The organism is Acidovorax sp. LjRoot74 (assembly GCF_964254355.1).
GTDB lineage: Bacteria > Pseudomonadota > Gammaproteobacteria > Burkholderiales > Burkholderiaceae_C > Acidovorax.
Map to the genome: position 1 here is coordinate 4,080,501 of NZ_CAXUTI020000001.1, position 12,465 is coordinate 4,092,965.

A 12,465-nucleotide genomic window follows, 5' to 3' on the forward strand; every position below is an offset into this window, starting at 1 on the left:
AGGATGCCATTCCATGAAGTTTTCCACGCGCGCCGAGCGCATTGAACCGTTTTATGTGATGGAGGTCGCCAAGGCCGCGCAGGCCCTGGCCCGCGAAGTGGCGGGCTCGCGCGAGCCGATGATCTTCTTGAACATCGGCGAGCCCGACTTCACCGCCCCGCCCCTGGTGCAAGAGGCCGCCGCCCGCGCCGTGCACCACGGCGCCACGCAGTACACCAACGCGCTGGGGCTGGATGCCCTGCGCGAGCGCATCAGCGGCTGGTACCAGAGCCGCTTTGGCGTCGATGTGCCTGCGCGCCGCATCGTGGTCACAGCGGGTGCCTCAGCAGCGCTGCAGCTGGCCTGCCTGGCACTCATCGAGTCGGGCGACGAGATCCTGATGCCCGACCCCAGCTACCCCTGCAACCGCCACTTCGTGAGCGCTGCAGAAGGCAAGGCCGTGCTGCTGCCCACCACGGCGGCCGAGCGTTACCAGTTGAGCGCAGACAAGGTGCGTGCAGCGTGGAATGACAAAACGCGCGGTGTGCTTCTGGCCTCGCCCTCCAACCCCACAGGTACGTCGATTGCGCCCGATGAGCTGCGCCGCATCCACGGGGTGGTGCGCGAACACGACGGCGTCACGATGATCGACGAGATCTACCTGGGCCTGTCGTACGAGGAAGAGTTTGGCCACACGGCTCTGGCAATCGACGACAACATCATCAGCATCAACAGCTTCAGCAAATACTTCAACATGACAGGCTGGCGCCTGGGCTGGATGGTGGTGCCTGAGGCCATGGTGCCGGTGGTCGAACGCCTGGCGCAGAACCTGTTCATCTGCGCCAGCACCGTGTCACAGCATGCGGCGCTGGCCTGCTTTGAAGCCGAGAGCATTGCCGAATACGAACGCCGCCGCGCCGAGTTCAAGGCGCGGCGCGACTTCTTCATCCCCGCGCTGCAATCACTGGGCCTGAATGTGCCCGTGATGCCCGATGGCGCCTTCTATGCCTGGGCCGACTGCACGCAGGCCGCGCAGCGCCTGGGTGTCACCGGCAGCTGGGACTTTGCGTTTGAGCTGATGCGCCGCGCGCACATCGCCGTCACGCCGGGGCGCGACTTTGGCACGGCCGAGCCGGAGCGCTTCATCCGATTCTCCACCGCCAACTCGATGGCGCAGCTGGAAGAGTCTGTGGCGCGGCTGCGCACGCTGCTCGGCTGAATCAATGGCGTTCGAGTTCCCGATCCGTATCTACTGGGAAGACACCGATGCCGGTGGCATCGTGTTCTATGCCAACTACCTCAAGTTCTTCGAGCGCGCGCGCACCGAGTGGCTGCGCTCGCTGGGTGTGGGTCAGCAGCGTCTTCGGGAACAAACCGGCGGCATGTTTGTCGTAACCGACGCGCAGCTGCGCTACCACCGCCCCGCGCGGCTGGACGATGAACTGATTGTTACTGCCGCCCTGCAGGACGCAGGCCGGGCATCGCTGACAATAGTGCAGCAGGCGCTCCTGAAACCAGAGCAGATGACCGACCAGTCCCCCACTTTGCTGACAGAAGGCACCATCCGCATCGGATGGGTCGATGCCGCCACGATGCGCCCCGCAAGAATCCCGAGCACCCTTCTGGAACAACTCACACCATGAATTCCCAAAACATGTCCATCATCTCCCTGGTGCTGCACGCCAGCTGGGTGGTGCAACTCGTGATGCTGCTGCTGCTGGGCGTGTCGGTGGCGAGCTGGGCGGCCATCTTCCGCAAGCTGTTTGCCTTGAAGCGCGTGAAGACACTGAACGAGGATTTCGAGCGGGAGTTCTGGTCGGGCACCAGCCTCAATGACCTGTACGCCGCTGCCGCGCAAAATGCCAAGCAGGCGGGCCCCATGGAACGCATTTTTGCCAGCGGCATGCGCGAATACCAGAAGCTGCGCGAGCGCCGCATCGTGGACCCCGGCACGCTGCTCGATGGTGCCCGCCGTGCGATGCGCGCGAGCTTCCAGCGCGAGATGGATGTGGTGGAGTCCAGCCTGTCCTTCCTGGCCTCGGTCGGCTCGGTATCTCCGTATGTGGGTCTCTTCGGCACGGTGTGGGGCATCATGCACGCATTCACCGGCTTTGCAGGCATGGAACAGGTCACGCTGGCCACCGTGGCACCCGGCATTGCCGAAGCCCTGGTGGCCACGGCGATTGGCCTGTTTGCCGCCATCCCGGCCGTGATCGCCTACAACCGCTTTGCACGCGACATCGACCGCGTGGCCACGCACCAGGAGACCTTCATCGAGGAGTTCTCCAACATCCTGCAGCGCAATCTGGGCGCGCAGCCCGCGTCCTCGGGCCACACGGCCTCGGGCCACTGATCCGGGAGGCGCCCCATGCCCGCCATGGCATCCCGCGGCCGAGGCCGCCGCACCATCAACGAGATCAACATGGTCCCGTTCATCGACGTCATGCTGGTGCTGCTCATCATCTTCATGGTGACGGCGCCCATGCTCACCCCCGGCGTGGTCGATGTGCCCAGCGTCGGCAAGGGCAAGAACATGCCCAAGGTGGTGGCCCAGGTCATCGTCAACAAAGACGGCACGCTGCAGTTCAAGACGCCTGAAGCCACCCGCAGCCTGAACCAGCGCGAGATCGGCGATGCCGCGAGCCGCTGGCAAAAGGCCCAAGGCGCCGACAGCGCGAGCGCGGTGGTCATCAGCGCGGACAAGGGCGTGCAATACGAAAACGTGGTGAAAGCCATGGATGCCTTGCAAAAGGCGGGCGTGCAGCGTGTGGGCCTCTCCGTCAAACAAGGCGGTTGAACCGAATTCCCCCGCGCCGCTCTCACGCCCATGCAAGCCCACACCGACCGCGACCAGTTTGCCCCGCCCCGCCCCCCGGCTCGCCTGCGCGCCATCACGCTGGCGGTGCTGGTGCATGCGGTGCTGATTGGCGCACTCACCTGGGGCGTGAACTGGAAGAACACGGCCGACCAGCCCGCCGTAGAGGCTGAGCTGTGGGCTGCCGTGCCCACGCAAGCAGCGCCGCGCGCCGTGGAGCCGCCACCGCCTCCACCACCGCCGCCGGTGCAGCAGGTCACCCCGCCTGCCCCGCCGCCCCCGCCCGTGCGGGCCGCCGATCCGCCGGACACCCGTGAGGCCGACATCGCCATCGAGCGCGAGAAAAAGCGCCTGGAGCAGGAAAAGAAAGCCCGCGAGCAGCAGGAACTGCGCGAGAAGCGGGAGCGCGAACGCAAGGAAGAAGAACGCCGCGACCGCCTGGAGCAGGAGAAAAAAGAGCGCCTGCAAAAGGAAAAAGACAAGGAACAGCGCGAAAAGCAACTGGCCGAGCAGAAGAAGGCCGAGCAGGACAAGCAGAAGAAGCTGGCTGAAGACAAACGCAAGGCCGATGAGGCCGCCAAGCGCAAGGCAGACGCCGAGGCCAAGCAACTGGCCGAACAGCGCGAGGCCAACATGCGCCGCATCCAGGGCATGGCGGGGGCCACGGGGGGCGAGAACGCCACCGGCACCGCACAGCGCAGCGCCGGCCCGTCAGGCAGCTACGGCGGCAAGGTGGCAGCCAAGGTCAAGCCCAACATCGTGTACCCCGACGCGATCTCGGGCAACCCGCGTGCCGAGGTCGAGGTGCGCCTGTCGCCCGACGGCACCATCGTGGGCAAACGCCTGGTGCAGCCCAGCGGCAACAAGGCCTGGGACGATGCCGTGCTGCGTGCGCTGGACAAGACAGAGACCCTGCCGCGCGATGTGGACGGGCGGGTGCCGTCTTCGCTGACCATTGGCTTCAGGCCCCAGGACTGACACGGGATCGCACTCCATCCCGGCTGTTCAGACGGCGGTTCTGGCGAAGCCCGGCACAGCGCTCTGACCTGCCCAAAAAACAAAAACGCCCGGCATCTACCGGGCGTTTTTTCTATGCTTTTTTGGCCTCTACCGCCTGCTAGCCATGCCCAGGCAGCTATCAATACAGTAGCAAATCACCTGGGCGCCCTCAATCAGGCAGTTACCGATCCCGCCGCTCCATGCGGCGGTTCAGGTTCAGCGCGCCCAGCGTGCAGGCCACGCCCGACAGCAGGTACACCGTCACCGCCAGCAGTCCAAACTGGGCCGACAGGTACAGGGCCACCAGGGGGGCAAACGCCGCGCCGATGATCCAGGCCAGGTCGGCCGACAGGGCGGCGCCGGTGTAGCGGTACTGGGGCGAGAAATTGGCCGTCACGGTGCCCGAGGCCTGCCCATACGACAGGCCCAGCAGCACAAAGCCCAGCAGCAGGAACATGGTGCTGCCCACCTCGCCGGAGTTGAGCAGCACGGGAGCCATGAAGCTGAACACACCAATCAGCACCGCCATGCCGCCCAGCAGCTTGCGGCGGCCCAGGTGGTCCGACAGCCAGCCGGACACCATGATCGCGCCAGCGGCCAGGAAGGCGCCCACGATCTGCACGCCCAGGATCTGGGTGACGGGTTGCTCGGAATACAGCGTGATCCACGACAGCGGGAACACGGTGACCAGGTGGAACAGCGCAAAGCTGGCCAGCGCCGCAAACGCGCCCAGCAGCACGTTGCTGCCTTCGTCGCGCACCACGCGGCTCACGGGCACGGGTTGCAGTTCCCGGTCCTTGAGCAGCTCAGAGTACGACTGCCCCACCACCAGGCGCAGGCGCGCAAACAGGGCCACCACGTTCACGGCAAAGGCCACAAAGAAGGGATAGCGCCAGCCCCAGGCCAGGAACTCCTGCACGGAGAGGCTGCTGTACAGGTAGGCAAACAGGCCCGCCGCCAGCACAAAGCCCAGCGGTGCGCCCAACTGGCCGATCATGGCGTACCAGCCCCGACGCTCCTTGGGGGCCGACATGGCCAGCAGCGATGGCAGGCCGTCCCACGATCCGCCCAGCGCCAGCCCCTGGCCAACGCGCAGGATCAGCAGCGCCATCACGGCCGTCAGGCCCACATCCTTGTAACCGGGCAAAAACGCCATGCCCACCGTGCACACGCCCAGCAGGAAGAGTGCAACGGTCAGCTTGGTGCCCCGGCCCCAGCGCCGCTGGATGGCCATGGAGATGGCCGTACCCACCGGGCGCACGACAAAAGCGACCGCCAGCAGCGCAAAGCCCATCAGCGTGCCGTCCAGGCGCGACAGGAAGGGAAACAGGAAGGATGGGAAGACGAGAACGCAGGCGATCCCGAAAACGAAGAAGTCGAAATACTCGGACGAGCGTCCGATGATCACGCCCACAGCGATTTCGCTGGGGGTGACGTCTTCATGCGTATCAGCCCGCGAGAGAGAGGCGGGGCTTTCTTCAAAACCGGCCGCAGGGTAAGTGGCAGAGGCGGGGCTGCTCATGAACAAGGCTCCTTGTCGTTGTGTGAATAAGACAACACCGTTCTACACGCAAGTCGAACCGCCCACAAGTGCGGTTTCACTGATCTGACTGCAGGGCAACGCACCTCCATGCACCAAAACGGGGCAAGCCTCGTTGACCTTGGACAAAATGTCCAATGTACAAATTCGCTAGGGCTATTACATTCGGCGGCACTCCGTTATCCGCGTTTACCCGTAATTAAACGCCCCGATTGCGCTTCCACATGCCCAAACTCTCACTCCCCCGCATACCCGCCTGGCTGGCCGCCATGGCTGCCCTCGGCAGCCTGGCAGGCTGCAGCAAGGCGGTCGTCCTCAACCCCGCTGGCGACATCGCTGCGCAGCAAGGCCACATGGTCATCCAGGCCACGCTGCTGATGCTGATCATCATCGTGCCGGTGATCGCCCTGACCCTGTGGTTTGCCTGGAAGTACCGCCAGAACAACGCCGCCAACACCGAAGACGACTACGACCCTGACTGGCACCACTCGACCTCGCTGGAGCTGGTGATCTGGACGGTACCCCTCTTGATCATCATTGCCCTGGGCGCGCTGACCTGGATCGGCACCCACAAGCTCGACCCCTACCGCCCGCTGGACCGCATCTCGGCCACCAAGCCGCTGGATGCGCAATCCACCCCCCTGGAAGTGCAGGTGGTGGCCATGGACTGGAAGTGGCTGTTCTTCTACCCCGAACTGGGCATTGCCACGGTGAACGAGCTGGCCGCGCCAGTGGACCGCCCCATTTTGTTCAAGCTCACCGCCACGTCCACGATGAACGCGTTCTACGTGCCCGACCTGGCCGGCATGATCTACGCCATGCCCGGCATGCAGACCGAGCTGAACGCCGTGATCAACCAACCCGGCGTGTACAAGGGCATGTCCTCGCACTACAGCGGCTCGGGCTTCTCGGGCATGACTTTCAAGTTCCATGGCCTGAGCCAGGGTGACTTCGACCAGTGGGTTGCCAAGAACAAGTCCGAAGGCAAGCCCCTCACGCGCCAGGTCTACATGGATCTGGTCAAGCCCAGCGAGCGCGACCCCGTGCAGCGCTTTGCCAGCGTGGAAGACGGCCTGTACGACAAGGTGCTCAACCGCTGCGTCGAAGACGGCAAGATGTGCATGCACCACATGATGTCCATCGACGAGCGCGGTGGCGAGGCCTTCATGAAGGCCCAGGGCCTGAACCTGCCCCAGGACGTGTGCACCGTGGACAACGCCGCCCAGGTGGTGGCCGCCCTCGAAGCGCGCCACGCCACGGTCTACGACCGCACCCTCTCCCGCCAATGATCCGCGCATAAGAGACTGACGAACATGTCCACCTCACCCGTTGTAACCGAACCGCATTGGGCCCTGGGCCGAATCACCTGGGACTCCATACCGATGGCGCATGAGCCCATCGTGCTGTGGACCTTCATCGCCACCCTGCTGGGTGGCCTGGCCGTCATGGCCGCCATCACCAAATTCCGGCTCTGGGGCCCGCTGTGGCGCGACTGGATCTGCAGCATTGACCACAAGCGCATCGGCATCATGTACATGATCCTGGGCCTGGTGATGCTGCTGCGCGGCTTTGCCGACGCCGTGATGATGCGCCTGCAACAGGCCATGGCCTTTGGCGACAACATGGGCTACCTGCCGCCGCACCACTATGACCAGATCTTCACCGCCCACGGCGTGATCATGATCTTCTTCGTGGCGATGCCGCTGGTCACGGGCCTGATGAACTACCTCGTGCCACTGCAGATTGGTGCGCGCGACGTGTCGTTCCCGTTCCTGAACAACTTCAGCTTCTGGATGACCACGGCGGGCGCCGTGCTGGTGATGGTGTCGCTGTTCCTGGGCGAGTTCTCCACTGCGGGCTGGCTGGCGCTCTCGAACCTGGGGGCGCAGAACCCGGGGGTGGGGCTGGACTACTACATCTGGGCACTGCAGATTGCCGGGGTGGGCACCACGCTCTCGGGCATCAACCTGATCGTCACCATCATCAAGATGCGTGCGCCCGGCATGAACCTGATGCGCATGCCCGTCTTCACCTGGACGGCCCTGTGCACCAACGCTCTAATCGTGGCGTCCTTCCCCGTGCTCACCGCAGCCCTGGTGCTGATGTCGCTGGACCGCTACGCTGGCACCAACTTCTTCACGAACGACCTGGGCGGCAACCCCATGCTGTACGTGAACCTGATCTGGATCTGGGGCCACCCCGAGGTCTACATCCTGATCCTGCCTTGCTTCGGCATCTTCTCCGAAGTGGTGGCCACGTTCTGCCGCAAGCGCCTGTTCGGCTACACCTCCATGGTCTACGCCACGGTGGTGATCACCATCCTGTCGTACCTGGTGTGGCTGCACCACTTCTTCACCATGGGCTCCGGCGCCAGCGTGAACACCTTCTTCGGCATCACCACGATGATCATCTCGATCCCCACAGGCGCGAAGATCTTCAACTGGCTGTTCACCATGTACAAGGGCCGCATCCGCTTCGAGCTGCCCATGATGTGGACCGTGGCCTTCATGGTGACGTTCGCCATCGGCGGCATGACCGGCGTGCTGCTGGCCGTGCCCCCGGCCGACTTCGTGCTGCACAACAGCCTGTTCCTGATCGCCCACTTCCACAACGTGATCATTGGCGGCGTGCTGTTCGGCCTGTTTGCCGGCATCAACTACTGGTATCCCAAGGCCTTTGGCTACAAGCTCGACCGCACCTGGGGCCTGCGCTCCTTCTGGCTGTGGGTGGTGGGCTTCTGGGTGGCGTTTGGCCCGCTGTATGTGCTGGGCCTGATGGGCGTCACGCGCCGTGCCAACCACTTTGAAGACCCGTCGCTGCAGATCTGGTTCGTGATCGCCGCCATCGGCGCCGCGATGATTGCGGCAGGCATTGCCTGCTTCCTGATCCAGATCGTGGTGAGCTACCTCAAGCGCGACCAGCTGCGCGACCACACGGGCGACCCCTGGGACGCGCGCACGCTGGAATGGGCCACGTCTTCGCCCCCGCCCAACTACAACTTCGCCTTCACCCCCGTGGTGCATGAGATCGATGCCTGGTGGGACATGAAGAAACATGGCTACCAGCGTCCTTTGAGTGGCTATGCGCCCATCCACATGCCCGCCAACACCGGCTCGGGTGCGGTGATCTCGGCGCTGTCGCTGGTGCTGGGCTTTGCGCTGATCTGGCACATGTGGCTGCTGGCCGGTGTGTCGTTCGCTGGCGTGATCCTGGCGGCCATCATCCACACCTTCAACTACAAGCGCGACTTCTACATTCCCGCCTCTGAAGTGACAGAGACGGAAAACCTCCGCACCCTACAACTGCGTGCCAGCCATGTCTGATATCCGTTACACCCCTGGCGCGGCAGGCGCCGCAAGCGCAGCCCTGCCGCTGCGCCAATACCACCCCGCGCACGAGCCGCACCCCGAGAACGGCACGGCCCTGGGCTTCTGGCTGTACCTGATGAGCGACTGCCTCATCTTCGCCGCCCTGTTTGCAACCTATGGCGTGCTGGGCCGCAGCTATGCGGCGGGCCCCACGGGCGCGCAGCTGTTCGACCTGACGCTGGTGGCCATCAACACGGCCTTCCTGCTGCTGTCGTCCATCACCTTCGGCTTTGCCATGCTGCGCAAGCAGCAGAACGACGTGAAGGGCACGCTGGTGTGGCTGGCTGTGACGGGCTTCTTCGGCCTGTGCTTCCTGGGCCTCGAACTCTATGAATTTGCCCACCTGATCCACCAGGGCGCCACGCCCCAGCGCAGCGCCTTCCTGTCGGCCTTCTTCACGCTGGTGGGCACGCACGGCCTGCACGTGACCTTCGGCCTCATCTGGCTGGTGGTGCTGATGGTGCAGATCGGCAAACACGGCCTGATCCACGAGAACAAACGCCGCCTGATGTGCCTGTCGATGTTCTGGCACTTTCTGGACGTGGTCTGGATCGGCGTCTTCACCTTTGTGTATCTGATGGGGGTGCTGTAACTATGAGCGCACAACACACAACACACGCACACGATGCACACAGCCATGGCGGCCACGATGACCACCACGGCGACCACCATGGCGATGTGGGGCCGCACAGCAGCCTGCGCGACTACACGATCGGCTTCGTGCTGTCGGTCATCCTCACGGCCATCCCGTTCTGGCTGGTCATGGCCAAGGTGATTGCCGACCGCAACACCGCCGTGCTGGTGCTGGGGGCCTTTGCCGTGGTGCAGATCCTGGTGCACATGGTGTATTTCCTGCACATGAACGGCAAGGTGGAAGGCGGCTGGACCATGCTGTCCACCATCTTCACCGTGGTGTTCGTGGCCATCGCCATCGCGGGCACGCTGTGGGTGATGTTCCACATGAACGCGAACATGATGCCCGCGCACCCCACCCCCACACCACCGACGCACGAGGCGCCGGGCCACTCGACGCCCTGATGCCGTCCCACCCCACAGCCCAGGGCTCCCAGGCCCGGCGGCTCCGTCAGGCGGTGCTCGCGGTAGTGGGCATCGCCTTGTTTTTGGGCTTGATCGCGCTGGGCACTTGGCAGGTACAGCGCCGCGCCTGGAAGCTCGCGCTGATCGAGCGCGTGGAGCAGCGCGTGCACGCAGCCCCCGTGGCCCTGCCCCCGCGCCCGGAGTGGCCCCAGGTCAGCGCCGCCAGCCACGAATATCTGCCCGTCACCGTGCAAGGCCAGTGGCTGGCCGAAAAAACCGTGCTCGCCCAGGCGCTGACCGAGCTGGGCTCGGGTTTCTGGGTGATGACGCCCCTGCAGCTGGCCGATGGCTCCCAGGTGCTGGTGAACCGGGGTTTTGTGCCGCAGGAGCAGCGCGCCCAGTGGCTGGCCACGCCCCTGCCCGCCCCGGCCCCCACCACCGCAACGGTGCAAGGCCTGCTGCGCATGAGCGAGCCGGACGGCGGATTCCTGCGCACCAATGCGCCAGCGGAGCAGCGCTGGTACTCGCGCGACATCGCTGCCATGGGCCGTGCGCTGGAGCTGCCCCAGGCCGCCCCTTTCTTCATCGATGCAGGTTTGCCACCGGCCCTGGGTAGCTCAGCTACCTCGGCCACCGCTACCCGCTGGCCACGCGCGGGCATGACGGTGGTCCGCTTCTCCAACAGCCACCTGGTCTACGCACTGACCTGGTATGGCCTGGCCCTCATGGTTGCGGGTGCAGGCTGGTATGTGGCACGCTACGAGCGCCGCCTGCGCGATGCGCGCAGCGCCCAACCGCCCGCCAGCCCCCATCCATGACCCCCACCCCGCGCGCAGAAGCCACCGCCACGCCTCAACAGCAGCAGCGCAGCCCGCGTGCGGCCGATGCGGCGGCCGGCATCAAGAACCTGCAGCAGCTGATCGAGCTGCGCTGGATCGCCGTGGTGGGCCAGGTGTTCACCATCGAGATGGCGCACTACAGCCTGAACCTGAGCTTGCCGCTGCGCGAGATGCTGCTGGTGGTGGGCTGCCTGGCCGTGTTCAACGTGGTGAGCCTGCTGCGGCTGCGCACAGGGGTCATGGTGCGCACCATCGAGCTGTTCCTGGCCCTGCTGATCGACGTGGCCGTGCTCACCGTGCAGCTGTATTTGAGCGGCGGCACCACCAACCCCTTTGTATTCCTGTACCTGCTGCAGATCACGATCGGCGCCGTGCTGCTGCGCGGGGCCTACATCTGGTCCATCGTCGTCATCACGCTGCTGTGCTTTGGCGTGCTGGCCACACACCACCTGCCGCTGGAGCTGCCGCAGGACCTGCACCAGGGGCTCTCCAGCTTGTATGTGCTGGGCCTGCTGGTGTGTTTTGTGCTCAACGCCACGCTGGTGGTGGTGTTCATCACCCGCATCAACCTGAACCTGCGCGAGCGCGACGCGCGCCTGGCCGCCGCACGCCGCCGCCGGGTGGAAGAAGAACACATCGTGCGGATGGGGCTGCTGGCCTCGGGCGCAGCGCACGAGCTGGGCACGCCGCTGTCCACCCTGGCCGTGATCCTGGGCGACTGGCAGCACGACAAGCGCCTGGCAGACAACACACCGCTGCAAGAAGACATCCGCGAGATGCAGGCCCAGGTGCAGCGCTGCAAAAGCATCGTGAGCGGCATCCTGCTGTCGGCGGGCGAGGCACGTGGCGAGGAGTCGGTGCAGACCACCGTGTGCACCTTTGTCGATGCCCTGGCCAGCGAATGGCGCGGCACGCGGTCGATGCCCACGTTCGAATACGACAACCAGTTCGGCACCGACACGCCCATGGTGTCGGACACCACACTGCAGCAGATGGTTTTCAACGTGCTGGACAATGCCCGTGACGCCTCGCCCGACTGGGTGCGCTTGGCCGTCACGCGCAATGCCGATGTTCTGAACATCACCGTGACAGACCGGGGCCCCGGTTTTGCCCCCGACATGCTGTCCAAACTAGGAACCCCCTACCAGTCCACCAAGAACCGCCCCGGCCACGGGCTGGGTCTGTACCTGGTGCTCAATGTGGCCCGCACCCTGGGTGGCAGCGTGGCGGCACGCAACCTGCCCGAGGGCGGGGCGCAAGTGACCATCGAGCTGCCCCTGGCCGCCATCGCCCTGCCCGGCACCAAGACCTGAGCCATGCACACCGAAGACAACGCACACGATGACGACGACGGACAGCGCCTGCTGCTGATCGTGGAAGACGACGAGGCCTTTGCGCGCACGCTCACGCGCTCGTTCGAGCGGCGCGGCTACCGCGTGCTGCAGGCCGCCAGCCTGCCCGAGGTGGAAGCCCTGCTGGCCGACCACACGCCGGGCTATGCCGTGGTGGACCTGAAACTCAAGGGCGATGCCTCGGGCCTGGCCTGCGTGCAGCGCCTGCATGCGGCCGATGCCGACATGCTCATCGTGGTGCTCACGGGGTTTGCCAGCATCGCCACGGCGGTGGAGGCCGTTAAGCTGGGCGCCTGCCACTACCTGGCCAAACCCTCCAACACCGACGACATCGAGGCGGCCTTCGGGCTCAAGGAAGGCAACACCGAGGTGGAGCTGACCAACCGCTCCAGCTCCATCAAGACGCTGGAGTGGGAACGCATCAACGAGGTGCTGGCAGAGACTGGATTCAACCTGTCTGAAGCCGCCCGACGCCTGGGCATGCACCGGCGCACGCTCACGCGCAAGCTCGAAAAGAAGCAGGTGCGCTAAGCAC

The 12,465-nt window shown here is 65.0% G+C and carries 13 protein-coding genes; 12 read left to right on the forward strand and 1 reads right to left on the reverse strand.

Going from position 1 to position 12,465, the window contains the following annotated elements:
* The first annotated feature begins 13 nt into the window (after nucleotides 1-13).
* From ACSQ3O_RS19475 to tolA, 5 genes are read left to right on the forward strand one after another with little or no spacing between them, the layout of a single operon-like run.
* The gene (locus ACSQ3O_RS19475) at nucleotides 14-1,198 is read left to right on the forward strand and encodes a pyridoxal phosphate-dependent aminotransferase (RefSeq protein WP_436140137.1); all 1,185 of its coding nucleotides are present in this window, start codon (nucleotides 14-16) and stop codon (nucleotides 1,196-1,198) included.
* A gap of 4 nt (nucleotides 1,199-1,202) precedes the next feature.
* A complete protein-coding gene (gene ybgC, locus ACSQ3O_RS19480; protein ID WP_436140138.1) occupies nucleotides 1,203-1,622 on the forward strand; it encodes a tol-pal system-associated acyl-CoA thioesterase in 420 nt (139 codons plus the stop codon).
* A complete protein-coding gene (gene tolQ / locus ACSQ3O_RS19485; protein WP_063462830.1) occupies nucleotides 1,619-2,332 on the forward strand; it encodes a protein TolQ in 714 nt (237 codons plus the stop codon). Before ybgC ends, tolQ begins: the two co-directional genes overlap by 4 nt.
* A gap of 15 nt (nucleotides 2,333-2,347) precedes the next feature.
* A complete protein-coding gene (locus ACSQ3O_RS19490) occupies nucleotides 2,348-2,776 on the forward strand; it encodes an ExbD/TolR family protein (RefSeq protein WP_055398910.1) in 429 nt (142 codons plus the stop codon).
* A 30-nt stretch (nucleotides 2,777-2,806) separates the two neighbouring features.
* Nucleotides 2,807-3,772, forward strand: coding sequence for a cell envelope integrity protein TolA (tolA, locus tag ACSQ3O_RS19495; RefSeq protein ID WP_436140139.1), 966 nt, complete (start codon nucleotides 2,807-2,809; stop codon nucleotides 3,770-3,772).
* A 202-nt stretch (nucleotides 3,773-3,974) separates the two neighbouring features.
* Here tolA and ACSQ3O_RS19500 read toward each other — a convergent pair whose 3' ends face one another.
* Complete coding sequence (locus ACSQ3O_RS19500) at nucleotides 3,975-5,315, reverse strand: MFS transporter (protein WP_436140140.1); 1,341 nt, start codon at nucleotides 5,313-5,315, stop codon at nucleotides 3,975-3,977.
* Between the two features lie 242 nt (nucleotides 5,316-5,557).
* Here ACSQ3O_RS19500 and cyoA point away from each other — a divergent pair, with 242 nt between their 5' ends.
* From cyoA to ACSQ3O_RS19535, 7 genes are read left to right on the forward strand one after another with little or no spacing between them, the layout of a single operon-like run.
* Nucleotides 5,558-6,622 (forward strand): ubiquinol oxidase subunit II, encoded by a 1,065-nt coding sequence (cyoA, locus tag ACSQ3O_RS19505; protein ID WP_436140141.1) that lies wholly within the window; start codon nucleotides 5,558-5,560, stop codon nucleotides 6,620-6,622.
* A 24-nt stretch (nucleotides 6,623-6,646) separates the two neighbouring features.
* A complete protein-coding gene (gene cyoB / locus ACSQ3O_RS19510) occupies nucleotides 6,647-8,656 on the forward strand; it encodes a cytochrome o ubiquinol oxidase subunit I (protein ID WP_298452425.1) in 2,010 nt (669 codons plus the stop codon).
* A complete protein-coding gene (gene cyoC, locus ACSQ3O_RS19515) occupies nucleotides 8,649-9,293 on the forward strand; it encodes a cytochrome o ubiquinol oxidase subunit III (protein ID WP_063462836.1) in 645 nt (214 codons plus the stop codon). Before cyoB ends, cyoC begins: the two co-directional genes overlap by 8 nt.
* 2 nt (nucleotides 9,294-9,295) lie before the next feature.
* Complete coding sequence (cyoD, locus tag ACSQ3O_RS19520; protein ID WP_436140142.1) at nucleotides 9,296-9,739, forward strand: cytochrome o ubiquinol oxidase subunit IV; 444 nt, start codon at nucleotides 9,296-9,298, stop codon at nucleotides 9,737-9,739.
* Nucleotides 9,739-10,557 (forward strand): SURF1 family protein, encoded by an 819-nt coding sequence (locus ACSQ3O_RS19525; RefSeq protein ID WP_436140143.1) that lies wholly within the window; start codon nucleotides 9,739-9,741, stop codon nucleotides 10,555-10,557. The genes cyoD and ACSQ3O_RS19525 overlap by 1 nt, the downstream gene beginning before the upstream one ends.
* Nucleotides 10,554-11,891, forward strand: a complete 1,338-nt coding sequence (locus ACSQ3O_RS19530; RefSeq protein WP_436140144.1) for an ATP-binding protein — start codon at nucleotides 10,554-10,556, stop codon at nucleotides 11,889-11,891. Before ACSQ3O_RS19525 ends, ACSQ3O_RS19530 begins: the two co-directional genes overlap by 4 nt.
* A gap of 3 nt (nucleotides 11,892-11,894) precedes the next feature.
* Complete coding sequence (locus ACSQ3O_RS19535) at nucleotides 11,895-12,461, forward strand: response regulator transcription factor (RefSeq protein ID WP_436140145.1); 567 nt, start codon at nucleotides 11,895-11,897, stop codon at nucleotides 12,459-12,461.
* Nucleotides 12,462-12,465 lie beyond the last annotated feature (4 nt).